Below are 18762 nucleotides of genomic sequence, written 5' to 3'. Positions count from 1 at the left end.
ATGGCGGACACACCGGCACGACTCCTCTCGCTGCTCTCCCTCCTCCAGACCCCGCGCGAGTGGCCGGGCAGTGAACTGGCCGGACGACTCGGGGTCAGCCCGCGCACCATCCGGCGCGACATCGAGCGGCTGCGCGATCTGGGCTATCCGGTCGAGGCGACGAAGGGGGCGATCGGCGGGTACCGGCTCGTCGCGGGCACGGCCATGCCGCCGCTCGTCCTGGACGACGACGAGGCGGTGGCCATCGCCATCGGTCTGCGTGCCGGGGCGGGCCACGCCGTCGAGGGCGTCGAGGAGGCCTCCGTACGGGCTCTGGCCAAGCTGGAGCAGGTGCTGCCCTCACGCCTGCGACACCGTGTCTCCTCCCTCCAGCACGCCACCATCCCGCTCGCCCGGGGCGACGGCGCCATGGTGGGTCCGAAAACCCTGACGACCATGGCCTCGGCCGTGACCGCCGCCGAGCGGCTGCGTTTCGGCTACCGCTCGGGCGACGGCGCGCGATCGAGACGCCACGTGGAGCCGTACCGTCTCGTCTCCACGGGCCGGCGCTGGTACCTGGTCGCCTACGACCTGGGACGGGAGGACTGGCGGACGTTCCGCCTCGACCGGGTGGATGAGGTCCTCGCGACGGGCGCCCGGTTCACGCCCCGGGAACTGCCCGCTGGGGACGCGGCCGAGTTCCTCGCCGATTCGATGGCCAGGCACCGCCCCCGCGTCGAGGTGGACGTGAGTTTCGCGGTGTCCGCCGACATGTTGGCCTCCCGGCTGCCCGCGTATCTCGCGGAGCCCGAGCCGACGGGGCCGGACACGTGTCGGCTGCGGCTGGAGTGGAACGACTCCCTGGAGTGGCTGGCTGTGCGCTTCGCCATGCTCGGCCACGAGTTCACCGTGCGTGCTCCGCAGGAACTCGTGGCGTGCGTGGCGGAACTCGGCGGCAGGCTCAGCCGTGCGTCCCGGACCACGACGGGCTGAGCTCCGCGCACCGACGGATCGTGGGAGGCACAAAGCGTCCGTGCCACCCGGCTCCGGCTCGCATCCGGGCCCGAGCCCCGGAGCTCGGCCCGCGGGACGCCTGAAACGGGTGCCCGGGCCGGGCGCTGCCGCGGGCGGCGGCATCCAGGCATGGGAGAGCCCCGGCGCCTGGGGGGGTTGGCACCGGGGCTCGTTCTTGGGGGCGGCGAGTGGGCCCGCCGCTTCGTAGGTGACCCTACGGGTATTGGGCCCTTGCGTCACGCCGCCGCGTCGAAGCCCGTGTCCCTCGCCATTTTCTTCAGTTCGAGCAGCGCGTGCTTCTCGATCTGGCGGATCCGCTCTCGCGTGAGGCCGTGCTCCTTGCCCACCTCTGTCAGGGTACGCTCGCGGCCGTCCTCGATGCCGTACCGCATCTTGATGATGGACGCCGTGCGCTGGTCGAGCCTGCCGATCAGGTCCTCCAGCTCCTCGCTGCGCAGCAGCGTCAGCACGGACTGCTCCGGGGAGACCGCCGAGGTGTCCTCCAGGAGATCACCGAACTGCGTGTCGCCCTCGTCGTCGACCGACATGTTCAGGCTCACCGGGTCGCGGGCCCAGTCCAGGACGTCGTTGACCCGCTCCGGCGTCGACGCCAGCTCGACGGCGACCTCCGCGGGTTCGGGGTCCCTGCCGTTCTCACGGTTGAACTCGCGCTGGACGCGGCGGATCCTGCCGAGCTCCTCCACCAGGTGCACGGGCAGCCGGATCGTCCGTGACTGGTCGGCTATCGACCGGGTGATCGCCTGCCTGATCCACCACGTCGCGTACGTGGAGAACTTGAAGCCCTTCGCGTAGTCGAACTTCTCGACCGCTCGCACCAGTCCCGCGTTGCCCTCCTGGATCAGGTCGAGCAGGGGGAGGCCGCTGCGCGGGTAACGCCGCGCCACCGCGACCACGAGGCGGAGGTTGGAGCGGATGAAGACGTCCTTTGCGCGCTCGCCGTCGGTCACCAGCGTCTCAAGCTCCTCACGGGACGCACCGCCCGCGTCGCTCGTGATCTCGCCGTCGAGGATCTGACCTGCGTAAACTCCTGCTTCGATGGTCTGCGACAGCTCGACTTCCTTTGCGGCGTCGAGCAGCGGCGTCCGCGCGATCTCGTCGAGGTACATGCCGACCAGGTCGCGGTCGGCGATCTCCCCGCCAGTAGCGCGAACACTGTTCGCCTGGGTCGTTCCGCGCGAGGCAGTGCGACGGGCGACGGCACGGGTTGCCATGCGAGCTCCCTTGCTGGACTGAGTGGGTCGCGACACCCGTTCGGGTGCCCTGCTTCCGACGGTAAGAACGCGTGGAATCCGGACAGAATTCCCATGCCGTCCACCATTTTCGTGATCATGCAGTACCCTGTCGGGCTACGCTGGGGTCCCCGAGAGGGGGAACCATGCTCAACGCATCACCAGAGGTGCAGGTCAGGCCCGGCATCGAGGCCGACATTCAGGCACTCGTGGACATCTACAACCACTACGTCCTCGACACACCCATAACGTTCGACACGGTCACTTTCACTCCCGAAGGACGCATCGAATGGCTGCGCTCCCATCCTGAAGACGGACCGCACCGGCTGCTGGTTGCTCAGGATGCCCTGTCTGCCCGAATTCTCGGATACGCGACGAGCAGTCCCTTCCGCCCGAAGGCCGCCTACTCCACGTCCGTGGAAGTGAGCGTCTACTGCTCGCCCGAGGCGAAGGGACGCGGTATCGGGACGCTCCTGTACGAAGCCCTCTTCGAGGCGCTCGCGGGCGAGGACCTGAACCGCGCGTACGCTGGCGTCACCCAGCCCAACGAGGCGTCGGTGCGCCTGCACGAGCGGTTCGGGTTCCGGCACGTCGGCACGTACGAGGAAGTCGGCCGGAAGTTCGGGACGTACTGGGACGTCGCCTGGTACGAGAAGCCCCTCGGCGAGCGACGAGGGGACGCGACGGCGGAGACCGCGTAGCCCGGTCAGGCGTGCCGGAGCCGCCCCGTCAGGGGTGGGCGGGGGTGACGCCGACCCCCGGCCCGGGCCCGGGCCGCGGGCGTCCGCTCCGTCCGCTCCATGCGCTCCGTCCGCGACGTCCGCGCCGTCCGCTCAGCCGTACTGGACCGAGCGCTTCGCCAGGCCCATCCAGAAGCCGTCGATCACGCTGCGGCCACTGCCCAGATCGTCCTCGGCCGCGCCCAGCGTCACGAACAGCGGCGCGAAGTGCTCCGTCCTCGGGTGGGCCAGCCTGCCCGCGGGCGCCTTGTGTTCGAAGTCGAGCAGAGCGTCGATGTCCTGATCGAGGAGCGCCCGGTTGCCCCAGTCGTCGAACTCGACGGACCAGGAGGGCAGACCTTCCTGCCGCAGCGCCGCGAGGTTGTGCGTGAAGAAGCCGCTCCCGACGATGAGCACGCCCTCGTCGCGCAGCGGCGCGAGCCTGCGGCCCACCTCCAGCAACTTCCGCGGGTCGAGGGTGGGCAGGGAGATCTGGAGCACGGGGATGTCGGCGTCCGGGAACATCTCCTTCAGCGGTACGTACGCACCGTGGTCCAGGCCCCGGTCCGGCACGTCCTGTACGGGCATCCCCGCGCCGCGCAGGAGTTTGCGGACGGAGTCGGCGAGGGCGGGTGCGCCCGGAGCTCCGTAGCGCACCTGGTAGTAGCGCTCGGGGAATCCCCAGAAGTCGTAGACCAGCGGGACCGTGGTCGTCGCGCTGAGTGCGAGCGGGGCTTCCTCCCAGTGCGCGGAGACCATCAGGATCGCCGTCGGCCGGGGCAGGTCGGCGGACCAGGCGGCCAGCTCACGAGGCCATACGGGGTCGTCTGCGAGTGGCGGCGCGCCATGCGAGAGGTAGAGAGCGGGCATGCGCTCGGCGGCTGTCGTCATGGATGTGCTCCCTCTCGGGGGATACGGCGGATTCGCCGGGATCCGATGGAGGCCGACGGTCCGGATGGAGCCGGGGGCGGCCCGACGTTCGAGCCGGGGGGCCGAAGTGGCGATCGGGACGCACTGTCGTGGTTGCACGACGTCGGGACCGTCTCAGGAGGTGCCACCCGGGCTCAAGTCTTTGAATCCTCAAGTAATGCGTCAGATTAGCGCCATCTGGTTCAAGATTCAAGAATGGGTAGGCTCTTGTTCATGACGACCCCATCCGCCCCGCAGGGTGACGAAGGGCCACGCTGGCTCAGCGACGAGGAGCAGCGGGTCTGGCAGTCGTACCTGCACGGCACGCTGCTGCTGGAGGACCATCTGGACCGCCGGCTGCAGCGGGACGCCGGGATGCCCCACATCTACTACGCGCTGCTCGTCCACCTCTCGCAGGCGCCGGACATGGCGCTGCGGATGACCGAGCTGGCGAAGGGCGTGAAGATCACCAGGTCCCGCCTCTCGCACGCGGTGGCCCGGCTGGAGGCGAGCGGATGGGTCGGCCGTGAGGAGTGCCCCTCGGACAAGCGGGGCCAGATCGCCCGTCTGACGGAGAGCGGACGGGAGAAGCTGCGTGCGTCGGCGCCCGACCACGTATCCGCCGTACGGCAGGCCATCTTCGACCGGCTCAGCCCGGAGCAGGTCACGCAGCTCGGCGAGATCATGCGGGTGATGGCCACGGGTCTGGAGCCGGAGGGTACCGGCGCGGACCTCCCCTGGCGCCGCTGAACCGGACGCCCGCCCGCACACTCGTGCCGGGCATCTGGCATCCGCCACCTGGCACCTGGCATCCGATCCGGCATCCGGGTCGGAGAGCCTGCTTTCCCTGGCCGCCTGCCGCCCGCCGGCTGCCACCGGCCGTCTCCCCTGCGGATGGGCAGCGCGGGGGCGGCGGGCGGGTGTGCCGGGCCCCGGTCCCACCCTCCGCCGCAGCGGATCCCCCTTCTGACATGCTTCCGCCCCGGCACCGCGATGTCGCGGTGCCGGGGCGGATTCTCAGCGGCGGGTGTCCGTCCGTTGCCACCCTCGGGTGCGGACCCGGCGCGCCCCCCGCCCTTCGGCGCGGCCGCCGGGTCCCCTGTTCTCCCGAATCCCCTTGCGGGTCAGCGGGTCAGTGCATGGCGACCGGCAGCTGCACCTCGTCCTCGGTCAGGCCGTCGGCGTCCTTGCCGGAGCCGGTGGAAGTGACCGTGGTCATGTTCGGACGTCCCGCGTTGATCGCGGTGAGCGCGATGAACGCGGCCACGGCGAGGATGGCGACAGCGACCCAGATGGCGGACGTGTACCCGTGCACGAGGCCCTGCGCCTGGACCAGCTTCTGGCCCGCCGCACCGGCCGCGGCAGCGGCGTGGTGCGAGGCGAGGAACGTACCCGTGGCCGAGGCCGCGATCGTGTTCAGCAGCGCCGTACCGATGGCGCCACCGACCTGCTGCGACGTGTTCACCATCGCCGAGGCGACGCCCGCGTCACGCGGCTCGATGCCGTAGGTCGCGAGGGACATGGCCGGCATGAACGCCGTACCCATGCCGAGGCCGAGCAGGATCATGCCGGGCAGGACGACGCCCGCGTACGAGGAGCCGACTTCCAGGCGCGTGAGCAGCAGCATGCCGACCGCCGCGGCGACGAAGCCGGGGCCCATCAGCACCCGCGCGGGCACCCTGTTCATGAGCCGGGCACCGATCTGCGTGGAGCCGGTGATCATGGAAACGACCATGGGCAGGAACGCGAAGCCGGTCTTGACCGCCGAGTACCCCTGGACGACCTGCAGGTAGTAGGTCAGGAAGAGGAACAGCCCGAACATGCCGATGATGGCGAGGCCCAGCGAGGAGTAGACGCCGGCACGGTTGCGGTCGGTGATCACACGCAGCGGCAGGAGCGGGGCCTTGACCTTCGACTCGACGAGCGCGAAGGCGGCCAGCAGGACGACCGTCGCGACGAACAGACCGATGGTGACCGGGTTGGACCAGCCGCTGGACTCGGCGCGGGTGAAGCCGTACACCAGCGAGACCAGGCCCAGTGTGGCCAGGATGACGCCGGGGATGTCCAGCGGGTTGCGGTTGCGGCCGCCCGCGGGCTCCTTGATCACGAAGAACGCGCCGAGCGCGGCGATGATCGCGAACGGGATGTTCACGAAGAACGTCCAGCGCCAGTCCAGGTACTCGGTGAGGAAGCCGCCGAGCAGCAGGCCGACGGCGCCGCCGCCGCCCGCGATGGCACCGAAGATGCCGAACGCCTTGGCGCGCTCCTTCGGGTCCGTGAAGGTCGTCGCCAGCAGCGACAGGGCCGCCGGCGCGAGCAGCGCGCCGAAGACGCCCTGTGCGGCACGCGAGCTGAGCAGCATCGCCTCGTTGACCGCTGCGCCACCGATCGCGGATGCCGCGGCGAAGCCGAACAGACCGATGACGAAGGCGCGCTTGCGTCCCCACAGGTCACCGATGCGCCCGCCGAACAGGAGCAGGCCACCGAAGGCCAGCGCGTAGGCCGTGATGACCCACTGCTTGTTCGCGTCGGATATGTGCAGGTCCACCTGCGCGTGCGGCAGGGCGATGTTCACGATGGTCGCGTCGAGCACGACCATCAGTTGGGCGAGTGCGATGAAGACGAGCGCTTTCCATCGGTTGGACGCCGCGCTCGCGGCATCGGAAACAGAGCGCGAAGGCCCGGTTTCAAGGGTTTTCGACATGGAGGTATCCACCTAAGGATGCGGAAGGACGGAGCGCACGTAAGTCCTGGCGACGCTGCCGCGCTTACGAGGTATGTGGTGTCGTCACCGGTCTGCGGGTGACGTGGTGTTCGGAGTGCAGGGCCTTCGATGCCTGTCGCGCTCACACGCGCGCACAGCCGCCTGGGCGCCCGGCCGACCGGCGCGGAGGAGGACCGTGCCGGGTGCCGAGCCGCCGGGGCCGTACGGGCGGATCGGTACAGAGGTCGTACGTCGGACAGGAAGTAGCTGGGAGTGCCTCGGCGCGAGGCCTGTTCGGTTCGCTTCGTGCGTTCGCTGAGTTTCTGGGTCAGGGCGCGTCAGGGGTTGGCGCGGCGCAGATCCTCCAGAGTCGCGGGCCTGCCGGGCAGAGCGGACCGGGCAGGAGCTTCCATGCCGTCCAGGAACAGCTGCAGGTGCCGGTGGGTGAACCGGTCGGTGTTCAGGCAGCCGGAACCGGGCAGCGGGCGGGAGAGCTGTGCGAGCGCCACCATCAGATCGCCGTGTCCCACGTCCGCACGCAGCCTTCCGGCCTGCCGGGCGCGGTCCATCATGGCCTCGACCGTCCCCGTCAGACGCAGCCGCTCCACGTCCACATCCGCACGGTGCGGTTCGAAGTCGCCGGAGAGCAGGGTGCACAGGGCGCCGATCCGCTCGTCTGCCGCCTCGTGCACGAAACGGCACAGCGCGGCGAACGGATCGTCCTCCTCCGCATCCGCCCGCTCGGCCGCCTCGGCCGCATGGGACATGACGCTCCGCACCACCTCGACGAGGAGCGCGGACCGGTCGGGGAAGTGCCGGTAGAGCGTGGCATTGCCGATGCCCGCCCGGCGGGCGATCTCGTCGAGCGGGGCATCAGGCCCGAACTCCACGAATATCTCACGGGCAGCCGACACGATCCGCTCCCTGTTGCGCAGGGCGTCGGCGCGCGGCCGCGTAACGCGGTGCGCCTCGGCCTCTGTGCCAGGTCGGGTAGCGGTCTTCATGTCTGCCTTCTTCGTCAGTCCCGGCCCGGGGGCCGGGGGCGCGATCGTGGACGTGCTCACTCGCCGTTCACTCTCTGTATTCCGCTGGTAAATGGGGATCGCCTCCCCACTTGATGCGGACACACGTGCAAACGGGGAAGGCCTCCCCAGTTATTTCCCTGTGCATTTGTGATCTGGGTCACATCGGCAAGAAACCCACGATCGGCGCACCCAGCGAGCGGCGACACGCCGAGGGACGGAGGGTGATCGAACAGAGAGCAGTCAGGACGGCCGGCTGCCGCGGACCCGAAGGGCGACCGCATGCAGCACAGGCGCCGGATACGAAGGCCGCGCATATCCAACGGGCACCACACCCCCCGTGAGCAGCACGGATCACCTGAACTCTCCTCGCATCGAGCGCCCAGCACGCACGCGTCACAGGAGCCGGCCGAAACGGACGGGCCCCACGACGCCGGCGATCCACCCGAGCATGACGGGCCACCCGGGTCGCGCGAGGCCTTCGGGGGACACGCGGACTCCGCTTCCGGCACTCCCCCGCCCGGCGGTCGTTCCCGTCCGGGTTCCGGCGGTGGCCTCCGCGCCGGACCGGATTTCGGCAGTGGGCTCCGCGCCGGACCCCACACCGGGGCGACTTCCGCCGGGCACCGCTTCGGATCCCGCGGGCGCCGCGGCGCCCATCGCCTCACCCACCGCCACCGTGCCGGGGTCCTCGCCGGCCTGACGGCGCTCGCGCTCGCCGCCCTGACCACCGCGAGCGGGTCCCCCTTCGGTACGCGGGCATCGGCCGGCCCCGGCTCCGCGCAGCGCGACGCGATGCTCGGCCCCTGCCGGATCAGCTCGAAGGCGGGCAGCGCGGTACAGATGTCCGAAGGCCTGCCCACCAACACGGGCTACGCCCACTCGACCGGGCAGGTGCGGGCGCTGAACCTGATGATCGACTTCCCGGACGCACCGGGCACGCACACCGCGATGGAGCGGTACCACGAGTTCTTCCCGCAGACCGCCGCATGGTTTCGCACCAGCTCGTACGGCCGTCTCGACTACCTACCCGAGACGCCCATCACGCACTGGCTGCGCATGCCGAAGGCGTTCAGCGCGTACGGGATCAACCGGGGTTCCCCGTACGAGCCCGGGTACCACCACCTCGTCGACGACATCGTCAAGACGGCCGACCCGACCGTGGACTTCAGTAAGTACGGCCTCGTGAACATCCTGGTGACGCCGAACGCGGGGCCCTCGGCGCTGGACACCGTGCTGTCCGTGACGTTCTCCGGCAACAAGGACGCCCCGCACGCGGACGGGGTCCCGCTGTCCAACACGTCCTTTGTCTACAGCCGCCAGGACGACGGCTCGGGGTCCTACAAGAAGACGGGTTTCAGGGTGCTGCCCCACGAGAACGGGCACATCTTCGGACTGCCCGATCTCTACACCACCGCGGGCGGCGGATCCGTCGGCCACTGGGACATCATGTCCGAGGACTGGGGGGCCGACAACGACCTGCTGGGCTGGCACAAGTGGAAGCTCGGCTGGCTCGACGACGACCAGGTCAGCTGCGCCTCCTCGAAGGGGACCCTCGAACGGGAACTGGAACCGCTGGAGACTCGGGGCGGCCGAAAGATGATCTTCATCCCGGTGTCGGGGCAGTCCGGGTACGCAGTCGAGGTACGGACCCACGCGGGCAACGACGACGCGGTGTGCCGGCCGGGTGTGCTGATCTACCGCGTGGACGCGTCGGTCGACACCGGGCAGGGGCCGGTCGCGATCTCCGACAGCACGAAGAACAGCGGCGGCTGTACGAGGCTGCCGAACGTGCAGGCCGAACTCTCCGACGCGACGTACGAGCCGGGCCAGAGCTTCACCGACAAGGACGACCACCTCACGGTGTCGGTGGAGTCAAAGGCGGCAGGCGGGAAGTACACCGTGCGCGTGACGCGCTCCTGAGGACCGGCTGCGGCCCGCCCGCAGCGGAGCCGATTCGCCCCCGCGTACGGGCCCAACGGTCGCCCGTAAGTGGAAGACCGCCGCAGCCGCGCGCACGGAAAGCGCGCACACGCGCCGCGCCGGCCGGAGCCGCCGTAGACGCAGGAGCCGCCATGCACGCCGTAGAGACCAGGCGGACAAGAACGGGCCCGGCGACGACGGACGCCCCGGGCCGCGGCCTTCCGAAGAGGCCCGTTACCTGTTCCCGGCCAGCGAAGTAACCCAGTCGTCCACAGACACGACGTCCGCCTGGCGGGGGAAGATCTTGCCGGTCAGCACCTGGTGCACCTCGGGATCGTTGTCCAGGCACCCGTCCTCCAGCACGGTCAGGCCGAAGTCGTAGTCGGCGGCCTGCCGGAGTGTGGAGAGCACGACGCCGCTGGTGGAGATGCCGCTCAGGACGAGGGAGTCGATTCCCTGGGCCCGCAGCACCATGTCGAGGTCGCTGCCCGCGAACGCGCTGATCCGCTTCTTGACGACGACGACCTCGCCGTCCCCGGGCGCGAGGTCCGGGTGGATCCGGGCGCCGGGATCTCCCTCGGTGAACCCGCGCGTGCCGCCCGCGGCCGCGTTGGCCGCGATCTGACCGAAGGACTTGTTGCGCGGGCTGATCTCGGGGTGCCCCGCGCGGAACCCGACGACGACGTAGATCACGGGGATCTTCGCCGCACGCGCCGCTTCCACGGCCTTGCGCAGGCGCGGCAGGTACTCGCCGTCATCGGCGAACCGCCGCACGATGTCCTGCTGTACGTCCATCACGAGGAGGGCGCTTTTCGGCATGCCGGCTTTCCTTTCTCTTTCTACTTGGAGGGGGACTGCTCGTCGTCGCGCTGGTGGCGGCCGCGCAGCACCGAAGCGACCGCGGAGACGAGTGCCATGCCCGCGGCCACGCTGAAGACGATCGCGAGCCCGTGGTGGAAGGGGCCCGAGACCAGTCGCGGGAAGAAGCTGTGCCCGGTGAGGGTGTGCCGCTGAGCGGCGGTCACCCGGTCCAGCGCGCCGCTCGGCGCGAGCAGGTGCTGGATGGGGTTGTTGCCGAGGAAGGTCGCGAACAGCGTGCTGACCGGCGGCAGCGAGGCCACCTGATGGGCCGTGCCCGCCGGTACCCCCTGGCCCTGGAGCCCCGCACTGAGCGTCGTCGGCAGCTTCGCCGCGAGGCCCGAGACCATCAGCGAGAAGAACACGCCGATGGACAGGGCCGTGCCGGAGTTCTGGAACGTGGATCGCATCCCGGAGGCGACACCCCGGTACTCGGCCGGCACGCTGCCCATGATCGACGACGTGTTGGGGGACGAGAACATGCCCTGTCCCAGGCCGTTGAGCAGCAGCAGCAACGCGAAGGCGTAGTAGGTGAAGTCCACCGGCAGCATGAGCAGGCCGAGGAACGACGCCGCCACGAGGACCAGGCCGGTCGTGGAGAACAGCCGCGCTCCGAACCGGTCGGACAGGTAGCCCGATACCGGTCCGGCGACGAGGAATCCGCAGGTGAGCGGCAGCATGAAGATGCCGGCCCAGAGAGGCGTGTCCTCGAAGTCGTAGCCGTGCAGGGGAAGCCAGATCCCCTGCAGCCAGATGATCAGCATGAACTGCAGGCCACCGCGCGCGATCGCGGTCAGCAGCGCGGCGAGGTTTCCCGCCGCGAACGCGCGCACCTTGAAGAGCGCGAGCTGGAACATCGGCTCCTTCACCCGCGTCTCGATGAAGCAGAACAGCGCGAGCAGGAAGACGCCGCCGAACAGACCGCCGAGCACCATCGGGTTTCCCCAACCGGTGGCGTCACCGCCGTACGGCTGGATCCCGTACGTGATGCCGGCCAGGAGGATTCCGGCACCGCCGGCGAACGTGAGATTGCCCCACCAGTCGATGCGGCCGCGCCTGCCCGAAGAAGTCTCGCGCAGGCTCAGGTACGACCAGATCGTGCCGGTCACGCTGATCGGCACGCTGACCCAGAACACGGCGCGCCAATCGATGACCGCCAGCAGACCACCCGCGAGGAGGCCCAGGAACTGCCCGGCCAGCGCGGTGATCTGGTTGATGCCGAGTGCCATGCCGCGCTGCCGCGAGGGGAACGCGTCGGTGAGGATCGCGGCCGAGTTGGCGGTCAGCATCGAGCCGCCGAAGGCCTGGACGATTCTCCACAGGATCAGCCACAGCGCTCCCCCGCCGCCCTTCAGAGGGTCGAGCGAGAGCGCGATCGACGCGAAGGCGAAGATCATGAACCCGAGGTTGTAGATCTTGACGCGGCCGAACATGTCCCCGAGGCGGCCAAGGACCACCACGAGGACGGCCGAGACCAGGAGATAGCCCAGGATCATCCACAGCAGGTAGCCGATGTTGCCGGGAGCCAGCGGATCGAGGCCGATGCCCCGGAAGATGGCGGGCAGGGAGATGATCACGATGGAGGCGTCCATCGTGGCGATCAGCACGCCCAGTGTGGTGTTGGAGAGGGCGATCCACTTGTAGTTGGAGGGGACCGGGGTCCTGCCCATGCGCTCGGCGCGCGTGAGGCGCGGGGCACCCTTCCCCGGACCGCCGGAACCACCGGAGTTACCGGAACCACCGGAAGCACCGGAACCGCCAGAACCGCCAGAACCGCCAGAACCAGCGGAAGCGTTGGCCCCACTGGAACCACCGGACGCGTCGGCCCCACCCGACCCCGAACCACCCGAACCCGAGCCACCCGCGCCGCGGGCACCACTGCCGCCGCTCACAGTCGCTCCGCCAGCCGGTCGAGCAGAGGAAGCACGGCGACGAGCATGCTCCGCTCCTCGGGCGTGAACTCCTGGTCGAGTACGTCGGTCATGCGCTGCACCGACTCGGATCGCCGGTCCATCAGCACCTTCCGTCCTTCGTCCGTGACGGTCATGACCGACCGTCTGCCGTCGGCCGCGTCCTGGGTCCGCCGGACGAGGCCACGCTCCTCCAGCGAGGCGAGCGTGGCGGCCATCGCCTGCGGGCGTACGCGCTCCAGCTCGGCGAGTGATCCCGGCGAGTCCGCGCCGTCCCTGCTCAGCCTGGCCAGCACGGACCCTCCCGACGGCGTCACGTCACCGACGGCGTGGGTCTGCCTGAGGCGCCGGGCGATGCGTGCGACGGCGAGCCGCAGAGCGGCTCCCGCCTGTGCGGCATCCTCGCCGTTCGGCGCCGCGATCCCTTCTTCCATATTTAGTAACAATAGACTTATCAAGTGGTCGTAACTACCTGCTCGACTCCTCGATCGCATCCCCAACGCCTGGGGAAAACCGGGAGCGCAGGGGACCCGGCAGGGGCTAGGGTCCGACGAGTGGTTCTCACCGATGCCCTGCCCCTGGTCACCGAACGGCTCGTGCTGCGGCCGTTCACGCTGGACGACGTCGAGGACATGCACGCCTACCAGGGCCTTTCCGGAGTCGCCCGCTATCTCTACCGTCCGCCGCGCACCCGCGAGGAGTGTGCGGCGGTCATCGCCGGCTCATCGGCCCCGCCGGACTGGCGGACCGACGACGACCGGCTGCTGCTGGCCGTGACACGAGCCGGCGAGCCCCGAGTGATCGGCGAGACCGTGCTGAAATGCGCGAGCGCGCACGCGCGGCAGACCGAGATCGGGTGGGCCTTCCATCCCGACTACGGCAATCAGGGGTACGCGACGGAGGCGGCACGTGCGCTCGCGGCCCTGGCGTTCGACACGCTGGGAACGCACCGCCTCTTCGCCCGGCTCGACGTGGAGAACACCGCGTCGTCCCGGCTCTGCGAAAGACTCGGCATGCGCCGGGAGGCGCATCTCGTCGACAACGATCTGGACGGCGAGCGCTGGGGCAGCGAGTACGTCTACGCGGCACTCGCGCACGAGTTGCGACGCGGCCGACCGGATGCCGGCTGATCCGCCGACCGCCCGATATACCCGCCGATCCACTCGCGCCGGACGCGCCGGCCGATCCACTCGCAGCGGACGCGCCGGCCGATCCGCTCGGCCGGCGACGCACCGGCCGGGCCGAACGGCCGGCCGGGCCGAATGGCCGAGCAGCTGCGGGGCCGAGCCGCTGACCAGCCGCGCGGCCGGTGCGTGATGAGGGCTCGTCCTGGGTCACGGGCCCGGGTGTGACCGCGCGGAACCCGCAGACGCGCCCATTGTCAGTGGCGCATGTCACCATTCGTATATGGCACACGACAGACCGTGACCGACGATCCCTCCGCAGAAAACAACTTTCACGACTCTTGTGGCCGCTTGAAGGAATCCTTCACCCTGGCCTGGCGCCATGCTCCTTAGCTCGCTCAGCCCCCACCGGCGAAGAGGACCCCACCATGGACACTCCGCACAGCGACAACCCCGCCAGCCGCCGTACCGTACTCGCCGCCGCGGGCGCCGTCGTCGCCTCGATGGCGATCGGCGCCGTTCCGGCACGGGCCGCCTCCGCCCGGCGCCGTGGCCTGCCCGGCGACGGACGCCTCCCACTGCCCGACCCGATCGCGCAGCTCACCCCACGTCAGCGCGCGGGACAGCGGATCATCTACTCGTACCCCGGGCTGACCCCGCCGGACAGCCTGCTGACCGCGATCCGGAGCGGTGAGGCAGCGGGGGTGATCTTCTTCGGCGAGAACATCACCGGCACGAGCCAGATCGCCGCCGTCGTTGCCCAGTTGGTCGAGGCCAACGAGAGCAGCCCGGTGAAGGCTCCGCTCCTCCTGATGACCGACCAGGAAGGCGGCCAGGTGCGCCGCCTGCCCGGGGCCCCGGAGCTGTCGGAGAAGCAGGTCGGCGAGGCATCCGATCCGCGGTCGGCGGCCCGCGACGCGGGCACCGGAGCCGGGCAGAACCTCGCGGGCGTGGGGATGAACCTCAACCTGGCCCCGGTCCTTGACGTGTACCGCGAGCCCGGCGACTTCTCGGACAGCCATCAGCGGTCGTACGGTACGGACCCGGCCGACGTCGGCGCGCTCGGCGGCGCCTTCGTCACCGCGCAACAGCGCACGGGCGTCGCGGCGACGGCGAAGCACTTCCCGGGTCTCGGCGCGGCCTCGGCGAGCGCGAACACCGACCTCGGCCCCGTCACGCTCGATCAGTCGCTCTCCGAATTGCGCGATGTGGACGAGGCGCCGTACCGCGCGGCGCTCGACGCGCACGTGAAACTGGTCATGCTGTCGTGGGCCGTCTACCCGGCGCTGGACGCGACGCACCCGGCGGGCCTCTCCTCGACGATCATCCAGCAGGAACTGCGCGGACGGCTGGGGTTCACCGGGGTCACGGTGACGGACGCACTGGAAGCGAAGGCGCTGAGCAGTTCGTACACCACCGCGAACCGGGCGGTGCTCGCCGCGGGCGCGGGCATGGACCTGCTGTTGTGCTCGGCACGCGACATCGGCCAGGGGCAGGCCGCGACCGACGGACTGATCGACGCATTGGCCGACGGGACGCTGTCGGGCGACTCGTTCGACGCCGCCACGCAACGGATCGCCGCGCTGCGCGCGAGCCTGACAGGGGTGGGAACCACGAACTGAGCGAGGCCGGAGCGGCGACCGGGCAGCGGGCCCGTTCGTCCCCCGCCCCACCGCGAACACCCGCCCGTCCCGCACGGCGACGTACTCGGCGCCCGACCCCACTCCGTTCACCACATGGACGGGTCCTCCCGCCAAGACAAGATCGGCGAAGGACCGCGTCCCGCTCGCTCCCACCACTGCGCCACTGGACCGGGATCCAGCACCTGCCCCTGGCCGGACACCCCCGCGATGCTCCCCAGCGCCGCCCGACAACACCCCGCGTCCACCGGAGCACCCACTACCGCGCTCGCCGGGCCGGAGCCGCACCCGAGAACCCGAGCGTCTCCGTGGCACCAGATCCGCTACCCTGTAGCTGCGCCTTCGTAGCTCAGGGGATAGAGCACCGCTCTCCTAAAGCGGGTGTCGCAGGTTCGAATCCTGCCGAGGGCACCAGCCAAAAGGCCTCGGACCGAACATGGTCCGGGGCCTTTTGACGGCCCCGGTCGACGGCAGCCTTCCTTCACGCGCCCGGCCGGCGACGGGATCGGTGGACGTTACGGGGCGCCACCGGCCGGACGTTGCTCGTCGCGAAAGAGCTCTCCGCCCTCGTACCAGGAGATGCCCGAGGCCGCGAACATCTCGCACTGTCGGAGTCGGTGAAGGGCGGCGGCGCGATGCGCGGCGCGGTCCTCGGGACGACCCCGCGCCGTCGGCTCCTGGGGTCGTCCTCGTAGAAGGCAGATGGTTGCGGCCTCGGCGTAGTGGTCGGTGCGGTGGGAACCCGGCCGACCGCCGCATCCGGAGGCGCGGGTCGACCGGGTGACGCCGACTCAGATCAACTGGTGCGGATACTCCTCGGCGCGGTGCTGAAAGGCCAGGACCGCCGGGTTCTGGACCGTACCGCCGCGGATCTCGATCGCTCGTCGGATCGTGCGGTCACCGTCCCAGCCGTCCGGTCCTTCGAGTACCGGCCGCAGAAACGGGATCAGCGCCTCGCTGTTCTCCCAGGTGGCCGCGTCCCACAGGTAGGAGGGGCTGTGGTCCACGCCGTAGTAGCGAACATTGTCGCCGACGGTGAACATCGGGTCGTTGAAGGTGGTCGGCCGGGCCCAGGCGAATCCCATGCCTTCGTCGCAGGAGACGTCGATGACGAGGGTGCCGGGTGCGAGCTTCGGAATGTCCTCGTTTATGAGGAACATCAGCGGCGCCGCGGTGTCCTGCAACACGCAGTTGACGATGATGTCGTGCCCGGCGAGGAACGCGGCCAGCGGCTCCGGTCCGTCCTCGGTGATCGCGACGCTGCGCCGCGGGTCGAGGGTGTCGTCGGCCTCGTCGTGGTCGAAGTGCACGATCCGGGCTGCGTGGATCGGTGAGCTGACGGCGGCGATACCGCGCGCGGTCAGCACGTCCACGTCGTGAACGCCCAGTGCCTTGAGTGCGGTCACCGCCCCTCGCGCGGTGGCGCCGAAGCCGATCACCACCGCACGCCGCCGGCTCCCGTAGTCACCGGTCGCCCCTATCAGCTGCATGGCGTGCAGCACGGACGAGTAGCCGGCCAGCTCGTTGTTCTTGTGGAAGACGTGCAGGTTGAACGAATCCCCCCGGGTCCAGTGGTGCATCGCCTCGAAGGCGATCACGGTGAGCCTGCGGTCGATGGCGGCCTGCGTGACCTTCTCGTCCTGCACGCAGTGCGGCCACCCCCACAGCACCTGCCCGTCCCGCAGCTCCGCCAGGTCCTCGTGCATCGGTTTGGCGAGCAGGATGACATCACACTCCGCGATCAGCTCCTGACGTGAGCGGAAACCTGCGACCAAGGGTGCGAGCTGACTGTCCGGGACGCCGAAGCGCTCTCCGTAACCGGTCTGCACATAGATGCCGGCCTGGAGATCCACGTCGATGCGTTCGAAGTGCGCTGGGTGGATCGGCAGGCGATGCTCGTTCTCTTTGCGGCTCTGCGACATGATTCCGAGCTTGAGCTGTTGCAAAATGCCCCTTTGATTACTCCCTGTTTAACACACCTCCCCGAGTCGGGAGCCCGACGGAGAGCGCTCCCGTGGCCGAGCGTCCCGGGCGGCCGGCCCCGGCCCGGGTCATTGCCCTGAAGCCGGCGAGCGCCCGATCCGTCTCGTCCGCCCGGCACCCAGGACGCCCGCCGACACAGGTCGGCGACGTGGTCGACGGACCGGGCGGGGGCTCGGGTTCTGGCCCGGGCTCGGGGACGGCACTTCGCACCTGATCACCGACGAGGACTCGCACGACGCGTCGTAGCGGCGGGAGAGCGGGCGCCGTGTCGCCACCTTCCATCGGACCGGATCGATCAGCGCGGTCTCACGGTCACGACCGCTGACCACGCGCTGATGGATCAGCGTCGCCAGGACGTGCTGTGCCCCGTCCTGGCCATCCGCTCACGCGGGCTCGCACCGAGGCGGCGAGGGTGTTCACCGTGCGGCGAAGATCGTGACAGCGGACGTCCACCGTGTCGCCGGTTTCTTCCTGGCCTTGATCGAGCCCCCGCCGCGCTCCGCTTCGCCGGGACCGCTCGTGAGGAAGCGTGACACGCCCTAGCGTGGTCCGAGGCCGGTTCTGCCGTCGAGGAGTTCGCGCGCGGCATCGAGGTGGCCCAGGTGCCGGGCCGTCTCCTCGATCATGTGGAGAACGATCCGGCGCAGATCGGTGACCTCGCCGTCGAGGTCACCGCCGTGCCGCCCGACGGGCGTGGCGTCGAGCGGTGTGGCGGCCAGCACGGCATTGCCCCGGTCGCACTGGTCCCGGTAGAAGGCGAGGACGTCCGCGGTCGGATGCCTGGAGATGAACGCCCGCTCGCCGTCGTCGTCCTCGGCCCACGGCAGGTCCACCGCGCTTCCGCACGCCACCGACTGGAACCAGTGGCGCTCAGCATCACCCAGATGCTGGATCAGCCCGAGAGGCGTCCACCCCGACGGCAGGACCGAAGTCCGCAACTGCTCGTCTGTGAGCCCGTCAATGATCGCGAGAACACTGGACCGTTGGGCGTCGAGGAAGTGCTGGAGGGCGACTGCCTCCACGGTCATCGTGTTGGTGTCAGCCATGATCGTCCTCTCGGGCATCCAGGAGCGGCCTGACAGGGGCCGCGGACCACGCCCCAGGTGAGCCGTGCGGGGAACGGGCCGCAGGCTACCGACGCTCTACCACCAACGCCAGGGAGGGAAAGGGAGGGAAGGGGATGGGGAATGAGCGGTGGGGAAGTGGCGTTGCACAAATGTGAGTGATTCGTCCCGCAATGCCGGTCTGCCCTCGGGTGAGGAGGGCTCCGTTCGCGCGCGGCTGGGCGAAGAGCGGGTGACCGTGCGCGAGCAGATCACGGCGTTGGAGCGCGAATTCGAGGGGATCGTCGAGGCCAACACCTTGGTGGCGGTGGACGACGAGCACGATCCGGAGGGGGCCAGCACCGCGTTCGAGCGCGCGCATGTCGCAGCGCTGCTGGCGCGGGAGCGTGAGCATCTCACCGAGGTGGACCGGGCCCTGGAGCGGCTGGACCGTGGGGACTTCGGCCGCTGCGAGGAGTGCGGCGAGGCCATCCCCGCGGAGCGGCTGGAGGTGCGCCCGGCGGCCACCACCTGCGTGCACTGCGCCGCACAGGACCCTCGGCGGCGGCGCCGGGCGGGCTGAGCTTCCTCCTTTTGCTCCGTGGGCCGCGCCGGAGCCGGGTGGGCCGAGCCTCCTCCCCCTCCGTCCCCCGCGGCTCTGGTCCCCTCCCCCTCCGTCCCCCC

General features: G+C 70.0%; 16 protein-coding genes and 1 tRNA gene. 8 read left to right on the top strand and 9 right to left on the bottom strand.

Annotated features, from left to right (window positions below; all coding sequences use genetic code 11):
* Positions 1–972 (top strand): helix-turn-helix transcriptional regulator, encoded by a 972-nt coding sequence (locus OG310_RS20735; protein WP_329457368.1) that lies wholly within the window; start codon positions 1–3, stop codon positions 970–972.
* A gap of 257 nt (positions 973–1229) precedes the next feature.
* On the opposite strand, the gene OG310_RS20730 is transcribed toward OG310_RS20735, so the two are convergent.
* A complete protein-coding gene (locus OG310_RS20730) occupies positions 1230–2225 on the bottom strand; it encodes a sigma-70 family RNA polymerase sigma factor (RefSeq protein WP_329457367.1) in 996 nt (331 codons plus the stop codon).
* 164 nt (positions 2226–2389) lie between these two features.
* Here OG310_RS20730 and OG310_RS20725 point away from each other — a divergent pair, with 164 nt between their 5' ends.
* A complete protein-coding gene (locus OG310_RS20725) occupies positions 2390–2944 on the top strand; it encodes a GNAT family N-acetyltransferase (RefSeq protein ID WP_329457366.1) in 555 nt (184 codons plus the stop codon).
* A gap of 132 nt (positions 2945–3076) precedes the next feature.
* On the opposite strand, the gene OG310_RS20720 is transcribed toward OG310_RS20725, so the two are convergent.
* A complete protein-coding gene (locus OG310_RS20720) occupies positions 3077–3853 on the bottom strand; it encodes a dioxygenase family protein (RefSeq protein ID WP_329457365.1) in 777 nt (258 codons plus the stop codon).
* Positions 3854–4105: 252 nt separating this feature from the next.
* Between OG310_RS20720 and OG310_RS20715 the strand changes: the two genes are divergently transcribed.
* On the top strand, positions 4106–4621 hold the full coding sequence (locus OG310_RS20715) for a MarR family winged helix-turn-helix transcriptional regulator (protein ID WP_329457364.1): 516 nt from the start codon (positions 4106–4108) through the stop codon (positions 4619–4621).
* A 382-nt stretch (positions 4622–5003) separates the two neighbouring features.
* Here OG310_RS20715 and OG310_RS20710 read toward each other — a convergent pair whose 3' ends face one another.
* Together OG310_RS20710 and OG310_RS20705 are read right to left on the bottom strand one after the other, a co-directional pair.
* Positions 5004–6575, bottom strand: a complete 1572-nt coding sequence (locus OG310_RS20710; protein ID WP_329457363.1) for an MFS transporter — start codon at positions 6573–6575, stop codon at positions 5004–5006.
* A 338-nt stretch (positions 6576–6913) separates the two neighbouring features.
* Positions 6914–7579 (bottom strand): TetR/AcrR family transcriptional regulator, encoded by a 666-nt coding sequence (locus OG310_RS20705; protein ID WP_329457362.1) that lies wholly within the window; start codon positions 7577–7579, stop codon positions 6914–6916.
* Between the two features lie 717 nt (positions 7580–8296).
* On the opposite strand from OG310_RS20705, the gene OG310_RS20700 reads away from it, so the two are divergent.
* A complete protein-coding gene (locus OG310_RS20700) occupies positions 8297–9520 on the top strand; it encodes a M6 family metalloprotease domain-containing protein (RefSeq protein ID WP_329460285.1) in 1224 nt (407 codons plus the stop codon).
* A gap of 234 nt (positions 9521–9754) precedes the next feature.
* Here the strand turns inward: OG310_RS20700 and OG310_RS20695 are convergent, their stop codons facing one another.
* The 3 genes from OG310_RS20695 to OG310_RS20685 all read right to left on the bottom strand — a co-directional run bounded on the left by OG310_RS20695 (position 9755) and on the right by OG310_RS20685 (position 12722).
* Positions 9755–10339: a cysteine hydrolase family protein gene (locus OG310_RS20695; RefSeq protein ID WP_329457361.1), complete on the bottom strand. Its 585-nt coding sequence runs from the start codon at positions 10337–10339 to the stop codon at positions 9755–9757.
* Positions 10340–10359: 20 nt separating this feature from the next.
* The gene (locus OG310_RS20690; RefSeq protein ID WP_329457360.1) at positions 10360–12048 is read right to left on the bottom strand and encodes an MFS transporter; all 1689 of its coding nucleotides are present in this window, start codon (positions 12046–12048) and stop codon (positions 10360–10362) included.
* A gap of 218 nt (positions 12049–12266) precedes the next feature.
* The gene (locus OG310_RS20685) at positions 12267–12722 is read right to left on the bottom strand and encodes a MarR family winged helix-turn-helix transcriptional regulator (protein ID WP_329457359.1); all 456 of its coding nucleotides are present in this window, start codon (positions 12720–12722) and stop codon (positions 12267–12269) included.
* A 120-nt stretch (positions 12723–12842) separates the two neighbouring features.
* Here OG310_RS20685 and OG310_RS20680 point away from each other — a divergent pair, with 120 nt between their 5' ends.
* From OG310_RS20680 to OG310_RS20670, 3 genes are all read left to right on the top strand, one after another.
* Positions 12843–13418, top strand: a complete 576-nt coding sequence (locus OG310_RS20680; protein WP_329457358.1) for a GNAT family N-acetyltransferase — start codon at positions 12843–12845, stop codon at positions 13416–13418.
* A gap of 422 nt (positions 13419–13840) precedes the next feature.
* Positions 13841–15034 carry a glycoside hydrolase family 3 N-terminal domain-containing protein gene (locus OG310_RS20675; protein ID WP_329457357.1) on the top strand — a complete coding sequence of 398 codons (1194 nt, stop codon included), beginning with the start codon at positions 13841–13843 and terminating at the stop codon, positions 15032–15034.
* A gap of 356 nt (positions 15035–15390) precedes the next feature.
* A tRNA-Arg gene (locus OG310_RS20670) sits at positions 15391–15466 on the top strand.
* Positions 15467–15843: 377 nt separating this feature from the next.
* Here OG310_RS20670 and OG310_RS20665 read toward each other — a convergent pair.
* Positions 15844–16998 (bottom strand): N(5)-(carboxyethyl)ornithine synthase, encoded by a 1155-nt coding sequence (locus tag OG310_RS20665; protein WP_329457356.1) that lies wholly within the window; start codon positions 16996–16998, stop codon positions 15844–15846.
* Positions 16999–17574: 576 nt separating this feature from the next.
* Positions 17575–18081, bottom strand: coding sequence for a DinB family protein (locus tag OG310_RS20660; protein ID WP_329457355.1), 507 nt, complete (start codon positions 18079–18081; stop codon positions 17575–17577).
* 172 nt (positions 18082–18253) lie between these two features.
* On the opposite strand from OG310_RS20660, the gene OG310_RS20655 reads away from it, so the two are divergent.
* Positions 18254–18661, top strand: a complete 408-nt coding sequence (locus tag OG310_RS20655; RefSeq protein WP_329457354.1) for a TraR/DksA family transcriptional regulator — start codon at positions 18254–18256, stop codon at positions 18659–18661.
* The last annotated feature ends 101 nt before the right edge of the window (positions 18662–18762 follow it).

Source organism: Streptomyces sp. NBC_01497, assembly GCF_036250695.1.
GTDB lineage: Bacteria > Actinomycetota > Actinomycetes > Streptomycetales > Streptomycetaceae > Streptomyces.
The sequence above is the reverse complement of the archived record's forward strand: the minus strand, read 5'-3'. Positions and strand labels throughout refer to the sequence as shown.